Annotated in this window: 12 protein-coding genes and 1 pseudogene; 10 read left to right on the top strand and 3 right to left on the bottom strand. The window is 64.1% G+C overall.

What is annotated here, in order from left to right; genetic code table 11:
* Positions 1-89: 89 nt before the first annotated feature.
* Positions 90-395, bottom strand: a complete 306-nt coding sequence (locus EV643_RS44055) for a hypothetical protein (RefSeq protein WP_166665351.1) — start codon at positions 393-395, stop codon at positions 90-92.
* Between EV643_RS44055 and EV643_RS08255 the strand changes: the two genes are divergently transcribed.
* The 5 genes and pseudogenes from EV643_RS08255 (at position 394) to EV643_RS08280 (ending at position 12,125) form a co-directional block, all read left to right on the top strand.
* On the top strand, positions 394-9,204 hold the full coding sequence (locus tag EV643_RS08255; protein WP_166665352.1) for a polymorphic toxin-type HINT domain-containing protein: 8,811 nt from the start codon (positions 394-396) through the stop codon (positions 9,202-9,204). The two genes, EV643_RS44055 and EV643_RS08255, sit on opposite strands and share 2 nt — an antisense overlap.
* Positions 9,205-9,269: 65 nt before the next feature.
* Positions 9,270-9,545: a hypothetical protein gene (locus EV643_RS08260; RefSeq protein WP_133799394.1), complete on the top strand. Its 276-nt coding sequence runs from the start codon at positions 9,270-9,272 to the stop codon at positions 9,543-9,545.
* A gap of 107 nt (positions 9,546-9,652) precedes the next feature.
* Positions 9,653-9,814: pseudogene (locus EV643_RS46845) on the top strand (hypothetical protein); the annotation flags it as partial.
* Positions 9,815-10,506: 692 nt separating this feature from the next.
* Positions 10,507-11,004: a hypothetical protein gene (locus tag EV643_RS08275; RefSeq protein ID WP_133799396.1), complete on the top strand. Its 498-nt coding sequence runs from the start codon at positions 10,507-10,509 to the stop codon at positions 11,002-11,004.
* A gap of 377 nt (positions 11,005-11,381) precedes the next feature.
* Positions 11,382-12,125, top strand: coding sequence for a GntR family transcriptional regulator (locus EV643_RS08280; RefSeq protein WP_133799397.1), 744 nt, complete (start codon positions 11,382-11,384; stop codon positions 12,123-12,125).
* On the opposite strand, the gene EV643_RS08285 is transcribed toward EV643_RS08280, so the two are convergent.
* Both EV643_RS08285 and EV643_RS08290 read right to left on the bottom strand, forming a co-directional pair.
* Complete coding sequence (locus tag EV643_RS08285; protein ID WP_133799398.1) at positions 12,126-12,929, bottom strand: hypothetical protein; 804 nt, start codon at positions 12,927-12,929, stop codon at positions 12,126-12,128.
* 16 nt (positions 12,930-12,945) lie between these two features.
* Entirely contained in the window at positions 12,946-13,440 is a 495-nt protein-coding gene (locus EV643_RS08290) for a SigE family RNA polymerase sigma factor (RefSeq protein WP_133799399.1), read from the bottom strand.
* A 177-nt stretch (positions 13,441-13,617) separates the two neighbouring features.
* Here EV643_RS08290 and EV643_RS08295 point away from each other — a divergent pair, with 177 nt between their 5' ends.
* From EV643_RS08295 to EV643_RS08315, 5 genes are read left to right on the top strand one after another with little or no spacing between them, the layout of a single operon-like run.
* Entirely contained in the window at positions 13,618-14,967 is a 1,350-nt protein-coding gene (locus EV643_RS08295) for a TadA family conjugal transfer-associated ATPase (RefSeq protein ID WP_238165443.1), read from the top strand.
* Entirely contained in the window at positions 14,967-15,827 is an 861-nt protein-coding gene (locus tag EV643_RS08300) for a type II secretion system F family protein (RefSeq protein WP_133799400.1), read from the top strand. The genes EV643_RS08295 and EV643_RS08300 overlap by 1 nt, the downstream gene beginning before the upstream one ends.
* Entirely contained in the window at positions 15,824-16,762 is a 939-nt protein-coding gene (locus EV643_RS08305; RefSeq protein WP_133799401.1) for a type II secretion system F family protein, read from the top strand. The genes EV643_RS08300 and EV643_RS08305 overlap by 4 nt, the downstream gene beginning before the upstream one ends.
* A gap of 14 nt (positions 16,763-16,776) precedes the next feature.
* Positions 16,777-16,974, top strand: coding sequence for a hypothetical protein (locus EV643_RS08310; protein ID WP_133799402.1), 198 nt, complete (start codon positions 16,777-16,779; stop codon positions 16,972-16,974).
* Positions 16,971-17,357: a TadE/TadG family type IV pilus assembly protein gene (locus EV643_RS08315; RefSeq protein ID WP_133799403.1), complete on the top strand. Its 387-nt coding sequence runs from the start codon at positions 16,971-16,973 to the stop codon at positions 17,355-17,357. Before EV643_RS08310 ends, EV643_RS08315 begins: the two co-directional genes overlap by 4 nt.
* The last annotated feature ends 13 nt before the right edge of the window (positions 17,358-17,370 follow it).

Genomic DNA, 17,370 nt, shown 5'->3' on the forward strand with positions numbered 1-17,370 from the left:
AAGGCCGACAATGTGCCGCTGGTTCAGATGGAGCTGGGCAACGGACACAACGTGGGCTGGAGTCTCAGCGGTGCGGCCGGCGTCGATGGTCAGATGTCGGGCGGCAAGGTGCTCTTTCCCGGCGTCGCCCCGTACGCCGATCTCGAACTCGTCTCACAGCCGACTGGGATCAAGGAAACCATCATCCTCGGCTCGAAGGCCGCAGCCCGGTCGTACACCTTTCCGCTGCAGCTGACCGACAACCTCACGCCGTCGATCGTCGGGAACGAGATCGTCCTCACCGATGAGAACGGCGTCCAGCGGGCGAAGATCCCGGCCGGCTCCATGGAGGATTCCAGTACTGCGCAAGGCGGCCCCGCGACCTCGAAAGCGGTCGGGTACGAGCTCGTCACCATGGACGGCAAGCCCGCGCTCAAGGTGAACATCGATGACGCGTGGCTCGACGATCCTGCTCGCGTCTATCCGGTCCGGGTCGACCCCACGTTCTACTGGACCGAGTCGCAGAAGCCGACCTATGCCGTCAGCACTGGCCTGAACAGTGGGATCGACGGCGGTCAGGAATTGCAGATCGGGTGCCGTCCTGGGGCAGGGCAAACGGTCTGCCCGAGCACCGGCTGGAACGTGTTTGCGACATACCTGTCGTTCCCCGGACTGGTTCCGGCCCTCCGCTATCACAAGGTCTTCACCGCTCGTCTTGACCTGTTGAATTACCAGTCGGGCTCATGTGCCGCGCGTTGGGTCGACGTTCACGGTGTCACGGAGGTATGGCAGAACATCCCGCAGGCGCAATTGAAGTTCCCTGGCCCAGCGGTGACACCCAAGGCCTTCGGTGGTGCTGGCTTCTCCAAGGGCTACATCGCCACCGGGCAGACGACCTCTGCCTGCAAGGCCGGGTATCAGCCGATCGAACTGCAGACCGCCGGCCGTGACTGGGTCCAGAGCTTGGCCGATGGCACACGCGACAACTGGGGCTTCGCTGTCCGGGCGCGGAACCAAACGGATCCGGCTTCCTGGAAGAAGTTCGCCGGCGTGGACACCGCCAACCCGCCGCGGTTGGTGGTCACGCATTCGCCATACCGCGCGAGCTATGTCTTCAAGCCTCAATCGCCTGCGGACTACGTCACGCAGGACAAGCCGGGCAAGTTCCCGATCGAGGTCACCAACCTCGGCGCTTACACGTGGCAGCCGGGCGTGGACTTCATGACGTACCGCGTGTTCGACACGCAAGGAAATCAGGTCCACACCGGCGAGAACGCGCTGAAGACTCAGTTCCCGACGATCGTGTCGCACCTGGGCAGGATGACGTTGCCTGTCGACGTTCAGAAGCTGCCCGGAAGTGATGCTGGAATCAAGTACCGCATCGAGTTCACCATGGTCCACCAGGACGGCAGCATCCCGCGAACCTTCACCGACTGGGGCATCGATCCCGCCGTTGCCGAGATTGTGGTCAAGAACGTCGCTCCGGTGGTCGATCCCGACGGCATCTGGCCACTCAATGGCGCACAAGCAGGCACCTTGACGCCACAGGTATGGGCCGAGGCGGTTGATCCTGACGCGCCTGAGAGCACAGTGCAATTCCGCTTCGAGGTCTGCGAAGTCGTCGGCTCCGATCACCGGGTCGACTGCTTCACCAGTGGCGATTACAGCAGCGCTAAGACGTGGACCGTACCGCGCCTAAAACTGGCCTGGAACAAGGAGTACGAGTGGCGACCGTGGATCCGCGACAACGATGGCACCGTACGTACGATCCAGCCGATCACCTTGTTCACCGACTTGCCGCAACCCGTCATTACCTCACGAATTGCGAACAGCGAAGCTCAGAGCCAGGACAAGCCGTACGATCCGCAAGTCGGGAACTACACAACGGCCGCACTCGATCTGGTGGTCCCGGTTGCTGGTCCCGAGCTCAATGTGGCGCGCACGTACAACAGCCTGGACCCGCGGCGCGACGGTGCCTTCGGCGCCGGTTGGTCCAGTCGCTACGACATGCGAGTTCAGCGCGAGGGCCTATTCAACGCTCTGGTGACGTATCCGGACGGCCGGCAAGTCCGTTTTGCTTACAACCTTGACGGTACGTACTCGGGGCCCAGAGGTTCCAAGGCGATTCTGACGGGCGAGCCGGTCGGACCCTGGACTCTGCAGATCGCACCGGGGACGAAGTACGAATTTGCGAGCAGTAACGGCAAGCTTTCGAAGATCTTCGGAGCACAGGGCAAGCCGCTGGCACTCACCTACCGATCTGACGGCACCCTTGAGTCTGCGGCCAGCCAGGACGGCGCCGGTCGAAAGCTCAGCTTTGCTTGGACGCCAGACAAGAAGCACGTCGCCTCGGTCACCACTGAGCCGGTCGGTGGTGCCCCGCTCACTTGGACGTATGAGTACTCCGGTGATGTGCTGACCAAGTCCTGCAATGCAGAGCAGGAGTGCACGACGTACGGCTCCGAGCAGGGGTCTCACTACCGAAGCGCTGTTCTCGACAGCAAGCCGGACGCCTACTATCGACTCTCGGATGGCGTGACCCAGGTCTTCGCGTTCAACGAGATCGACATCACCATGCGCCGGGAACTCGGGCTGATGGCCGGGGTCCAAACCGACCAGGAGTCCGCGCTGGCCGGCGTCGGAGAGTCCGACAAGTCGGTCCGGTTCGCCGGTTCGGCGGCCAAGTCCTCGGTCGGGTTGAAGAACGGTCTCGTCAACCGCAGCCGCGATGCCGCGGTGGAGATGTGGTTCAAGACTGGCGCCGCTGGCTCGCAGCCGTTGATCGGCTATCAGAACAAGGCGCTCGGCACGACTCCGACTGCGGGCATGCCGCTGGTCTATGTCGGCAGCGACGGCAAGCTTCGAGGTCAGTACTGGCAAGGCGCTGCCTCGCCCATCACTTCAGCAACTGCGGTCAACGACAATCAGTGGCACCACGTCGCGCTCTCTGCGTCGAACGGCGTGCAGACGCTCTACCTTGACGGCGTGTCGGTGGGCACACTGGACACCGGCACGATCAACAACGACTACTTCCCAATCGGTCAGATCGGTGCGGCATCGACCGCCAGGGCATCCGACTGGGCCGGTTGGGGCACCGAGACCACGCGCTACTTCGATGGTCTGATCGATGAGGTTGCCCTCTACTCCCATCCGATCGACGCACGAGACGTGCAAGCGCACAACCAATTGGGCCGGAACCCCGCGGATCAGTTGACGTCCATCACATCGCCGGCCGGTCGTACGCTCGCCCAGCTCAGCTACGTTCAAGCCGATGACCGCGTCGCGGAGTACGTCGACGCGAACGGTGGCTCCTGGGTCATCGGCAGACCACAGATCACCGGCGACAGCACCGATCTACGGCGTACGGTTCGAGTCACGGACCCGGCCAACCGTTCCTACGTTTACGAGTACGACGCACTTGCGGGGTGGCTGCTCCGGACCGGCCGGCCGCTGGGATCGCGGACCCGACCCGAGGACCACTCCTCGTCGCCGGCCCTCGACGTCGCGATCGATTGGCCGCGCTCCGGCTACGGCATCCGCAGTTTCACGCACGACAAAACCGGCAAGCTGACGAAGGTCACGAACGAGGTTGGCGCCGAAGCCAGCATGACGTACGACTCGCGTGGCAACGTGGCTTCGACCAAGACGTGCCGGACGGGAGCCACCGACTGCCGGACGGAGTACAGCGTCTACCACGCCAACACCGCGTGGAGTCCGCTCGACCCGCGCTGGGACAGGTTGGCCATCTTCCGGGACGGGCGGTCCAGTGGTTCGACGGACGACACCTACCGCCGCAGTACATCTCTCAATGCCGCCGGTGACTTCATCACCGAGCGCAGCCCGGACGGGGGCGAAGTCAACTACACCTTCACAGACGGCGTAGCCGCTGGTCCGGACGGCAAGCCAATGCCACCCGGTCTGCTCCGGACGTCAACGAGCAAGGTCACGGCCACCACGACGGCGCAAACGCAGTACCTCTACAACCAGCACGGGCAACTGGTTCAGCTGACCGCGCCATCAGGGCTGGTCACCAGGTACACCTATGACGAAATCGGCCGCAAGCTGACCGAGACCCAGGTGTCGGACACCTACCCGGATGGCGTCACCACCACGTACGCGTACGACAAGATGTCGCGGATCGTCCGCATCACCGGCCCGCTCACCACGGATGCTGTCACCGGCGAGAAGCACCAACAACAAGCAGAGCTCGAGTATGACGACGACGGCAACGTGTCGAAGTCGACTGCCAAGGACCTGCAAACCCAGGACGAACCTCGCACGACCACGTTCGAGTACGACGACCGAGGACGCCTGACTCGCAGCGTCGACCCCGACGGCAAGGAGAGTCAGCAGGGCTACGACCAGTTCGGCAACAAGACCTGGTCGGAGGACGCAAAGGGCACGCGCTGGGAGTATGCCTACAACGACCTTAACCTGCTGACCGAGGTTCGGGACGCCAATCTGCGAGGCGACCCGAACGCGGACCCCGAGACCACTCCTGAGGACGGCCCGACGGAGGGCGTCGACTACACGGTCCGTAAGACGACCTGGTACGACCCGGCCGGGCGGAAGTCCACCGAGATCGACGCGATGAAGCGCGTCACCAACTTCACCTACAACGGTGACGACTCGTTGAAGACGGTGACGCGGACCGGCTTCCACAACCCAGACGGCACCACGCGTGACTTCGTCCTCGAGACCAACACCTACGACGGAGCCGGCAACCGGACTCGTTCGGTGAGCGACAACGGCAAGACCATCACGGACTACACCTTCGACGCTGCCGGTCGTGTGGTGACGACAACGGTCGATCCACTGGGTCTTAAGCGCAAGGCGACGGACACCTACGATCCCGCCGGCAACGTCACCAAGCGCGAGACCACCGGTGGATGGTCCAACGCCGACATCGCCGGACCGACCGCGATCACGGACCTCACCAACTATGTCTTCGACAGTGCGGGCCGGATGCTCGAGCAGAAGGTCCAGAACACAGACGGCTCGTTCCTGACCACCTCCTGGACCTACGACCAGCGTGGTCTGAAGACGTCTGAGACCCGGCCGCGCGGGAATGCGGCTGGTGCCGTCAAAGCCGACTTCACCACCGCGTACGGCTATGACGAGCTCGGTCGGCAGATCCGAACCGTGTCGCCGAAGGTCCAGTCGGAACACGAAGGAGGACAGCCGACCGACGTCCAGCCGACCGCTCTTGTCGGGTACGGCGCGTTCGGCCAGGCAACCTCCAACAAGGATGCACTCGGCAACATTACGAAGTCCGTCTTCGACAAGCTCGGTCGTCCGATCGAGGTTGCCGGCGCCGCCTACACGCCGCCGGGCGGCGGTCAACCGCTCACGCCGAAGGCGCGCTTCCAGTACGACGCGGTCGGCAACGTCCTCGCACAGATCGACGAGCGAGGCAGTGCCACCCGGTTCACTTACGATCACCTCAACCAGCAGATTCAGGTCGACGCTCCCGATAAGACCAACGACGAGCGCGCCCTGACGAAACTGACCTACACACCCAACGGGGATCTCGAGTCCTCGACGGATCCACTCGGAGCCGTCCAGAAGTTCACGTACGACGACCTCGACCGGCTGATCACGTCGACCGATGTCGAACGGAAGCCTGTCGCGGGCAACTTCGTCACCAGACTGACCTACGACGACATGAGTAATGTCGTCAAGGCGGAGACGCCGTCCGGTGCGACAGCTACGAATACCTACGACTCGCTCGGCCAGTTGACGCAGTCGACCGATCCGAACGGGGTCTTGACCAAGGTCGGGTACGACTATGTCGGCCGACAGGTTCGGAACAGCGACGGCCTCGGCCGCAGCAGCGTTGCCACCTACAACAAGGCAGGGTTGCTCGTAGCGGCGAAGACACTCGATGCCGCGAACAACTCCCTCGGCACGAGGCAGCTCACCTACGACGCGGACGGCAACGTACTGACGTCGACGCCTGCGAGCGGCAAGCGACCGACGACCTACACCTATGACGCTCTAGGACGTTTGACGAGGCAAGTCGATCCCGTCACAGCAGCAGATTCGATCACCATCGGCTACGGCTACGACGCCGAGGGGAACCGCACTCGCTACACAGACGGTCGCGGGAACTCAACGATCTACACGGTCAACTCGCTCGGTCTACCCGAGAAGGTGATCGAGCCGTCGACGACCGCACATCCGGCTGTCGCCGACCGGACCTGGACCGCCAGCTATGATGCCGCCGGAAACCCGCTTTCGCTCCTGTCGCCGGGCGGCGTGCAACGGACTCGCTCCTTCGACGCAGCCGGACGCCTGGCCAAGGAGGAAGGCGCCGGAGCTGAGGCCTCGACGGCCACGCGTGACCTCACTTACGACCTCGCCGGTCGACTGAACACCTCGAGCTCGCTGGATGGTGTCAACACCTACACCTACAACGACCGCGGACTGCTACTCCGCGCCGACGGACCCTCGGGCACGTCGACGCACGGCTACGATGCGGACGGGTTGCTCACCCAGCGGATCGACGCTGCTGGCACGGCGGACTTCACTTACACCGACGGTCGGCCGACCACAGTCACCGATCCGGTGACCCGGACGATCCAGACGTTGGGCTACAACACCGCAGGTCAGCTGAACTCGATCGACTACGGCCTCGGTCGTATCCGAACGGTCGGCTACGACGCCTTCGGCCGGTTGAATTCAGAAACGCTGAAGACCGGGGCGACCCAGACTCTGGTGTCATCGATGACCTACGGCTATGACGCCGACAACAATGTCACCAGCAAGAAGACGACCGGCGTCGCGGGAGCCGGCGACAACACCTACGTCTACGACCAATTGGGCCGACTTACGTCCTGGACTGTCGGCTCCAAGACCACCGAGTACGGCTGGGACGAGGCCAGTAACCGTACGAAGGCGGGCACCAAGCTCGCGCAGTACGACGAGCGCAACCGCCTGATCAACGACGGAACCTCGGACTACACCTACTCGCCGCGCGGCGCTCTCCTCTCGAAGACAACCGCGGGCACGACCGAGTCGTTCACTTTCGACGCCTTCGATCGCATGATCCGCAACTCGGACCGCGACTTCACTTACGACGCGCTCGACCGTCCGGTGATGGCCGGCACCGCTCGGATGCGATACGCAGGCTTCAGCGACGAAGTTGTTACTGATGGAACCCAGAGCTTCGGCCGGAGCGCAGGCGATGGCCTGCTCTCGGTCGGCTACGAAACCACGAAGCGCTTGGTCCTGGCAGACCGCCACGGCGACATCATCGGCGGCTTCGACCCAACCGACGGCTCATTGGCGACAGGTCTGCCGGATTCACGCACCTACGACCCGTTCGGCAACTCGACCTCAGCCAACGGCCTGAAGTACCGAGTCGGCTACCAGGGCGACTGGACCGACCCCCGCAGCGGCGACGTCAACCAAGGCGCCCGCTGGTACAACCCCGAATCCGGCACCTTCAACTCCCGCGACACCATGACTTACGCGGCGGGCGAATCTTCGGCGCTTCCGAACCTCTATGCGTACGGCGCCGGTAATCCAGTCACCATGATCGACCCGACAGGCAACAAGGCGATCGATCCAGAAGCTGGTGAGCTCAAGCACATCTGTGAATGGAAAATGCTCGACGGGCCTGTGCTTGTGTGCAAATGGGTCGGTGGAGGGAACGATGGCGGCGGCGGCGGCGGTGGCGGTGGCGGTGGCGGTGGCGGAGACGACGGTGGTGGTGACGACAGCGAGCATGAGGGCGGCTGCGTCCAGAACTGTGATGAAGAAGGGCCTGTGCCCGGTTGCAAGAAGAATTGCGATCCGCCCAGGCCAGGCGATGGCTGCAAGAAGAAGTGCAACTCAGAACCCCCGCCCAAGAAGTGCGACGCCGAGTGCAAGCGCCGCAAGAAGGAAGCCGAAGACCGCAGGAAGACCGAGGAAGCACTCGAACGCCAGGAAGACCGCGCCCAGACCATCCCGGTATCGCCTCCAGGAAAGCCCACCTGCGCCAATGGCAACCCTGTCCTCTGTCCGAGCAGGCCTGATCGTCCGGCCAAGTCTGTCGGTGGGTTCGTCGATCGGACCGGTTCGACCAGCGATAGTTTCGATAAATTGTATGAGGACGCGGTCAAATCGTTGGGCGACACCGTCGAAGACGTCACTGATGCAGGAAAGAAGAACTGGCTGGATGGTCTGCCCGGAGCGCGCATAAATCAATACGATTTAGCGGCGCTGGAGTGGTACACCGCACACCCCGAATTGGTCCATCTTGGCCTTGATATTTTGGGGTTCGTGCCGATCGTCGGCGAATATTACGATGTCCTGAATGCCGGACTTCATGCGTCTGAAGGGAAGTATCTCGATGCCATCCTCAGTGGCGCCTCTGCGATACCGGTATGGGGCTGGATACCTGCAGGCGTGAAACTTGGCCGAAAGGTCCCGAAGTTAGTTGAAAAGGGAGCAGCCAAATGTGCCAACTCCTTTGTGCCTGAAACTCGGGTCCTGATGGCAGATGGATCCTACACGCGCATCGATCGTGTGCGGGTCGGCGATATGGTCATAGCAACCGACCCGGCCACCGGCAAGACATCTCCACAACGCGTGACTCACGTGATTGTCGGCAACGGCTACAAACACCTTGTCGAAATCCACACCAACGAGAGGCGTGTCCTGGGACTGGCCTCCACTGCCACGGTGACGGCTACCGATGAGCACCCCTTCTACGTGTCGGATCGGCATCGCTGGGTGAATGCTGAGGACCTCCAGGTCGGCCACCAGTTCGCCGCCCATGGCCGGAGCGGAGCCGTCGTCACTGTCACAGGTATCCAAAAGTTCCAGCAGGACGCGCTGGTCTACAACCTCACGGTCGCCAACACGCACACGTACTATGTACTCGCAGGTGGCACGCCGGTGCTGGTACACAATTCCGATCCCTGTGGCCCGGACTTGGGCGAGTCCTGGAAGCCGATGCCCGCATCGCAGGTTTGCGGAACTGGTGGATGTGAAAAGGTTGCTGACCATATTCAGTCGGTCATTGGTGGCGACATCATGCGAATCACCGATAGGCATGGCGCACCGCAGCTTGGTAAATATCGCGGCATCGACAGTGGGTGGAATTACCACGATGTTGTCGTCAAGGATGGTCGGGTGTTTGATGCAACAACTGGAAGACGGGGCGAACCGATTGACCAATATCGAGCGAATTTCGAGTATGGTGACGACCTCGTCTTCAGTCCAGCTCCCAGGTAGCAGGTGACGACATGGATCTCCGTGACAGGCTTGCAGACGTGCGTAGACGTCCTAACCTGTATGGCTTGACCACATTCGGCGAGGCGGCGGCATTTGTGACGGGCATGGATGCCGCGACCGAATGGAGGTTCCTCGAAGGATTTCGTGAGTGGCTAGCTGCCAAGTCGGAACTTGGCGCCAATCTCGTGTGGCAGGTTCTGGTAGTCAGAATCGCTTATCCGGATGAAGCCAACGATTACTGGGTTGCGGCCTCGCACGGTGAGAGCAGCGAAGCGGTCGCCGTTCTCTTCGACGAACTTCATTCGTTCTTGACGGATCGGGAAACGCGTAACACGGAATAGCCTCAGCGGCAATGAAGCTGAAGAAGTCCCACCCGTGAAGAAATGCCGGGTGGAGCTTCTGGGGTGCTTGACGGGGCGGTGACGGCAAAGTCAGCGGACTATCCAACGGCCGCCACGAAGGCCTCAACAACAAGGTCCGCCTCATCATCAACCGCGCCTACGGATTCCACACCGCCGAAGCAGCTCTCGCACTCATCATGCTCACCTGCGGACCAGTCGCACTAAACCTGGCATACCACACCGGCCGCCATTCACACTCACGTGAATAGAGCCCATAGAATGCATCGGAGTTTCCGGGCATGTCTGCCAGCGATCAAGGGGCGCATGTCAAGGACGTCATGAGCAATCCCTTCGCGCAAAGGATCTAAGCAATAGTCGGAAGGCATATCTGGGTCAGGATGGCGAGACGATCGTAGTCCATGACCGTCTGCAGGACGACGGTGGAGCCGTCTTTTACCGCGGGGCGGATAGGGTGGATGAGTATTGGAACAACGATCTGGATTGAGAGGCCCAGGCAATGACTAAGAAGTCAGCAGAGGAATTGCTGCTAACAGATGACGAGGTTCAGCTGCTTCGGAGGGGCCTGATGGAATGGAGTGGCCCAGCTCGCTGTACTGAGGAGTTTGCCGTGGCAATGGGTTTCATCAGCGCGACGGACTTGCCCGCCCAGTGCAGTAGGATCCGATCTGCCCTCGTGGCATGGGAATCCCTTGAACCGATGGACTGGGCGCGGGCGCTCCTTGCTACGGAGATTGCATTTTCCAGTGACGTGGTCGGTTCGGGATATGAGTGGCCGACCACGACTGGCTGGTCTGACGAAGTGACAGTCAAGACACTGCGAGCCATTCAGCGGAAGTTGGTGCGTCTGGTAGCCCCGCTCGTCGGAAACAGTCTAGGAACGCGACCGTCGAACGTCTGAGAAGAGTCCGGAGTTAGGTAGCTGATGCGACAGAATTTGTCGATGCGTTCCTTGATGTCGCTGGCGGAGGCGGATGAGGCATCGGAGCCGGCCGGAGAACTCGCGGAGATCCTCGATGCTGGCTGGTACACGGCTGACTGTGGCGCCTTGCTGCTGGTTGGCGTGGGTGGCCATGCGGCAACCTGGCCTTGCGACCCGGCGTCCGTTGGTGAGCGGGAGTATGAGATCAACGATGTCCGCGTACCGGACGGCGACCTCGACGAAGATCGTGATCATTTCCTTCCTGCTGTTGCCGCTCGCGCCGATGGGTTCGCTAGGGCGGCTCTCAGGCGGGCGACCGGAATGCCGGGATCGGACCGAGTTGCGGCCGTGATTAGTGTCGGTGTTGACGACGACTATTTGTCGCACGGGACGACGGTTAAGTTCTTCACATCACGAGGTAGCTATCCGGATTGGTTCGGCGATCTGGAGAGATTCAGGAGTGAGGCGATGAGGGTTTTGGAGATCGCCGATGTCAATCCGGCGGAACCATTGACATAGTCGTGCTCCGGGCCAACCTGCGGAGGTTGGCCGAGGGGGAGCCGTTGCGGTCGGCGGTCAGGTTGTCAGTCGAGTGTGGTGGCGAGGGCGTTTGCTGAGGAGTGCGATGGTGCACCTCGCCGGGGCGGTCACGGGCCAGGGCGCTCGCAACGCGTTGCGGGTCCCGCTGGCCCTGACGAAGTCGCAGCAGGAAAGCAGTCCGGAGCGGATCGGCGAGAGCATCCTGGAGTCAACGGGACGGTGTGTTCCGGAGTGTTCGCCGAAAGCGACAGTGAGCTTGCGCTCCGTCGATTCCGGGCCGCATTCACAAAGGAAGAGATCTGATCAAATGTGGGCTGTGACTCGACGGGTGGGCCTGGACAGCCCAAGATGTGCGCATGAGCACCATCCAGGTCAGTGTCGATCGCAACAGTCGCATACCTCTGCATGTTCAGTTGGCGCAGCAGCTCGAGGCGGCGATCCACGACGGTGACCTTCCGGTCGGTTCCCGGCTGAGTAATGAGGTGGACCTCGCCGAGGCGTACGGGCTGAGCCGGCCGACTGTTCGGCAGGCCATCGCGCGGTTGGTCGACCAGGGGCTGCTGGTGCGCAAGCGTGGGGTCGGGACGCAGGTGGTTGGCAGCTCCGGGCAGGTGCGGCGCTCGCTGGAGCTCACCAGTCTGTACGACGACCTCGCGGCGGCGCACCGCAAGCCGGAGACCGAAGTACTGCGGTTCGGTATCGCCCCTGCGAGTAGTGAGGTCGCGACAGCGCTGCAGTGTGAGGCAGGGGATCGCGTACTGCGCATGGAACGTCTCCGCAGGGCTGACGGCGAACCACTGGCGCTGATGCGCAACTGGTTGCCTGCGGAGCTGCTGGACACGGATCCGAGCACACTGGCCGAGCGGGGGCTGTACGAGCTGCTCCGGGCGGAAGGGGTGCGCCTGAAGGTTGCGCACCAGACCATCTCCGCAGTGCCGGCCACGGCAGAGCAAGCCCGGCTCCTGTCCGAGGAGCCGGGCTACCCCCTCTTGGCGACCACTCGGATCACCTACGACGACCACGGCCGGGCCGTCGAGTACGGGTCACACCTGTTCCGTGCATCGCGCTACGCCTTCGAGCACACCCTGGTGCATCGCTGACTACTTGGTCGGCTTGACCTTGCCGGTGTCTGTCGGCTGCGGCTTGCCGGCAACGGCGGGCGGGGCCTCCCAGAGCTTGCTGACGGCCAGCTGTACCAGAGCGGCTGCGGAGTACACCGGCTTGGGGCGAGTCTGCCCGGCGTTCTTCTCCAGCGGCGCGTTGTAGTTGGTCATGTGCACGGCCGTGCCGTCGGCCCGGTAGACGGTCACGTAGTTGGAGATCACGCCGCCGGGGTTGCCGTCCCGGGGGTACTCCGGGGATTCGCTCAAGCTCACAACGACCGAACCGTCTGCCCGGACCGTGCAACTCCCGGTCGGCGTGTCCGTGCAGTTCGTCTTCGGCTTCTGCTCGACCAGTACGTCGATCAGGGACAGGCCCTTTCCGTCGTCCAGGACCACGCTCGCGGCGACGAAACCGTCCTTGACGCCCCCGCCGCGTGCCTCCGGGCGGGTGATCTTCGCTCCACTCGGAGCAACGAGTTTCTTCAGCGTTGCCAGTGTCTCTTGCGGAGTCACAGCCGGGATCGGCGTGGGCTTGACGGAGGTCATCGGCGTCGGCGGATTCGTCGTACCGGCGACAGACGTGTCACCACCTGCACCGGCGAACAGGGTTGAGCCGCCGACGATGATGCCGGCTGTGGCCAGTACGGCAGCCGCGCCGCTGACGCTGAGCAGGGCGGTACGGCGACGGCGTAGTACTGCGCCACGGCGCATGCCGCGTTCGACCAGGTCGGTGGATTCCGGTTCGAGGTCCTCGGTGGCCCGGCGCATCAGGTCGGGCAGCGTGTCGTTCAGATTGTTCATCGGGTTCTCCTGCTGGTCAGAGAGCGATCAGGTTGACGTCGTCGCCGAGGACCGTGCGCAACCGGTCGAGGGCGCGTGAGGTCCGGGTCCTGATCGCGCCGGCGTTCTTGCCGAGATCGAGCGCGACCTGTTCGACGCTGCGATCTTCGAAGAACCGCAGCACCAGTACCGCCCGATCGAGTGGCGCGAGTTCGGCCAGCGCCTGTTGCAGTGACAACCGCAGTTCATGGTCGCCGGGGCGTTCCACCCGGTCCGGCAGCACCTCGGTCGGCTGCTCGGACCAGCTACGCCGGCGCCGTTGCGACACGAACGTCCGGGCCAGCACCGTCTGCGCGTAGGCCGCCGGGTTGTCGATCCGCTGGATCCCGCGCCAGGCCCGGAACATCTTCGCCAGCGTCTCCTGGACCAGATCCTCGGCGTGGTACCGATCGCCCGCCAGCAACCAGGCCGTCCGGTAGAGGTGAGGAGTCCGCGCTCTGGCGAACTCCTCGAAGTCGTTCGTTGGTCTCATCGCTGCCTCTCGGTCTTGGTCTCACCCTGTACGACGCGGTGGGCGGGCGGACGTGTTACACGGGTTGAGTTGTCCACAGGTTGGGTGGAGTGGGATGGCGCGGTGGACCCCTGGCTTGCGAGGATGGTCGCGCACGGTGACGAACTGGTCGCCGCCGGACAACCACGGGGAGACGGGATGACCGCCGACAGACTCGTCACGCCCCGGCCCGACTGGTCGCCACGAGGTGACGGGGCGGCGCCACCCGACCGGTTTGCCAGGGGCAACGGGGCCGGCCGGGCGGAGCTGGGGGCGGCGGTCGAGCTGATCGACGCGCAGGTGCGGGATGTGGTTCGGCGCGAAGGGATCGATCCGCTGCGGAATCCGGCCTCGGTGCAGAGAATCGTGGCGAAGGTCGTGCGCGAGTACGACGAACGCAGCCTGACCGGGATCGTGCCGCCGATCGGCGATCTCGAGGCGGTCAGCCGCGAGGTGCACGACCGGGTGGCCGGGTTCGGGCCGCTGCAGCGGTATCTCGACGATCCGGCGGTCGAGGAGATCTGGATCAACGAGCCCTCCCGCGTGTTCATCGCCCGCGAGGGTCGGCACGAGCTGACCACGACCGTGTTGACCGAGGAGGAGGTCGGTGACCTGGTCGAGCGGATGCTGAAGACCACCGGGCGGCGGATCGACGTGTCCCAGCCGTTCACCGACGCGCGACTGCCGGACGGGAGCCGCGTGCACATCGTGCTCGGCGGGATCACCCAAAGGTATGCGGCGATTAACATCCGCAAGTTCACCGTGCGGGCGACCAGGTTGGCGGATCTGGTCGCGCTCGGCTCGCTGACGCCGCACGCGGCCGCGGTGCTGGACGCGGCCGTTGCCGTCGGCCTCAACATCCTGGTGTCGGGTGGCACGCAGGCGGGCAAGACCACGATGCTGAACGCGCTGGCCGGCTCGATTCCGGGCAGCGAACGGGTGATCAGCTGCGAAGAGGTCTTCGAGATCAAGCTGCCGATTCCCGACTGGGTGTCGATGCAGACGCGGCAAGCTGGCCTGGAGGGGACCGGTGAGGTCCGGCTGCGCGACCTGGTCAAGGAGTCGCTGCGAATGCGGCCGTCCCGGGTGATCGTCGGCGAGGTCCGGGGTGAGGAGTGCCTGGATCTCCTGCTGGCGTTGAACTCTGGACTCCCGGGCATGTGCACGATCCACGCGAACTCGGCACGCGAGGCGCTGACCAAGATGTGCACGCTGCCATTGCTCGCCGGCGAGAACATCGGATCCCGGTTCGTGCTGCCGACCGTTGCCGGGTGTGTCGATCTGGTCCTGCACCTCGGGATCGGTGCGGACGGGCAGCGAAGGGTGCGGGAGATCGTCGCGGTGAGCGGGCGGATCGAGGACCAGGCGATCGAGACCGAGACGGTGTTCGGCACCTTCGAGGGTGTTCTGCGTCGGGCCGAGGGGCAGTTGCCGCATCCCGAGAGGTTCCAGCAGGCGGGGTATTCGCCGTCCGGGTTGCTCACCGAGTTGCCGCCGGGGGTGAGTTGATGGGACTTCTGCTCGGGCTCTTCTTCGGGATCGGACTGCTGTTGATCATCTGGTCTTTCGTCGCTCCGGCTGAGGACAGGGTGCGGTCCGACGGGCGGCTGGTCTCGAAGGCGCGAGACCTGCTGGCCAGCGCCGGCGTGGAGGGCGTGACACCGGGAGCGTTCATCGGGGCCTGCGTCATCACGGGGTTCGTCGCGTTCGTGCTGATGTTTCTGGTGACGGCCGCGTTGCCGGTGGGTGCGGTGTTCGGGGTGATGGCCGGCGGCGTACCGGTGGCTCTGCTGAAAGCTCGCGCGCGGAAGCGGCTGGCGGAGTTCCGGGAGTTGTGGCCGGATGTGGTGGACAACGTCGCCTCCGCGGTCAGGGCCGGGTTGTCGCTGTCCGAGGCGTTGGCTCAGGTCGGGGAGCGAGGGCCGCTGCCGTTGCGGGAGCCGTTCAAGCGGTTCGGGTCGGATTATGCGTCGACTGGGCGGTTCGCGGATTCGCTTGACCGGTTGAAGGAGCGGCTCGCGGATCCGGTCGGGGATCGCGTGGTGGAGGCGTTGCGGATCGCGCGCGAGGTGGGTGGTGGGGATCTCGGCCGGCTGCTGCGGTCGTTGTCGAGCTTCCTCCGCGACGACGCCCGGACGAGATCAGAGCTGGAATCACGCCAGGCATGGTCGGTCAACGGTGCCCGGGTCGCAGTTGCCGCGCCGTGGTTGGTGCTGGGACTCCTTTCCTTTCAAGGCGATGTGATCCAGCGGTACAACTCACCGATGGGCGCGCTGATCATCGGTGTCGGTGCGGCGGTCTGTGTGATCGCGTATCGGTTGATGCTGCGCATCGGCCGACTGCCCGAGCCGGAACGAGTACTGCGATGAGCCCGGCCGTGCTCGGAGGTCTTCTCGGTGGACTGTTCGGGGTCAGCCTGCTGCTGGTGATCCGGCGATTGCCGTTCCTGCGCAAGCCGTCGATCGATGATCGGATCGGGCCGTATCTCCGTGATCTCGGTGGCGGCGACGTGTTTGTCGGGGTGACCGATTCGGGTTCGCCGTTCGCGGCGATTCTGCGGTTGTTCGGTCCCTCGTTGCGGGCGGGTGCGGTTCGGCTCGAGCGGATTCTTGGCGCGGCCGCGTCGATCCGGCGGCGATTGGCGCGAGCGGGGATCGATCGGAGTGTGGAGGAGTTCCGGATCGAGCAGGTGCTCTGGGGGACCGCTGGGTTCGGGGCTGGGTTGCTGGTTGCCCTGGTGGCGTTGTCGTTCGGCGTCGGCAATCCGGTCGGACTACTAGTGCTTTGCGGATTCCTCGGAGTGATAGGGGTGCTGTCGCGGGACACGTATCTGACCTCCCAGGTGCGGCGTCGGGAGCGGCGGTTGCTGGCCGAACTTCCTACCGTGGCTGAGCTTCTGGCGTTGTCGGTCGCGGCTGGTGAGGGTCCGGCGGCCGCGCTGGATCGGGTTGCGCGGTCGTGCCGGGGTGAGCTGGCCGTGGAGTTGCAGCGGGTGCTGGCCGAGACCCGCGCGGGGGAGCCGTTGGTGCGTGCGCTCGACGGTCTGGCGGATCGGACCGGGCTGGTCGCGTTGTCCCGGTTCGCCGACGGGCTCGCGGTCGCACTCGAACGCGGCACCCCGCTGGCCGACGTACTGCGGGCGCAGGCGGGCGACATCCGGGAGGCGAACCGGCGCGAGCTGATCGAGTCCGGTGCGCGGCGTGAGGTGTCGATGATGGTGCCCGTTGTGTTCCTGGTTCTACCCGTGACCATCGCTTTCGCCTTCTATCCAGGCGCTGTCGGCATCCGGCTGATCGCCGGGTGAATTGAGGAGATGCCATGTCCCTGTTGCTGACCAGAATGCTTCTGGCCTTCGTGCTGAAGCCCAGACCGGCTGCCAGAGAGCGCGGTGACGTGCCCGGCTGGGTGCTGATCACGGTGATGACCGCCGGCCTCGTCGTCGCGATCTGGGCGGTCGCCGCGGATCAGTTGAAGGCCATGCTCGAACGCGCCCTGGACTCCGTCACGAACAAATGAGCAACCGGCGGGATGAGCGTGGCGCGGCGGTGGTCGACTTCGTGCTGGTCTCGATGCTGGTGGTGCCGTTGTTCCTTGGGGTGTTGCAGGTCGGGCTGTTCCTGTACGTGCGGAACACGATGACCGCGGCAGCCTCCGAGGGCGCGCACTACGCCGCCGTGCTCAACCGCGAACCGGCCGACGGCGAGGAGCGCACCCGCGAACTGGTCGCCGGCGTGATCAGCGACGACCTGGTCGAGTCGGTCACCGGCGAGGAGATCGACCTCGACGGCCAGCCTGTCGTACGCGTCGTGATCAAAGCCCACATGCCCGCCCTCGGCCTGTGGGGCCCAGGCTTCGCCTTCGATGTCGAAGGCCACGCGATCAAGGAGACTGGCGAGTGAGCGCGTCGCGAGC

The organism is Kribbella caucasensis (assembly GCF_004361855.1).
GTDB classification, from domain to species: domain Bacteria; phylum Actinomycetota; class Actinomycetes; order Propionibacteriales; family Kribbellaceae; genus Kribbella; species Kribbella caucasensis.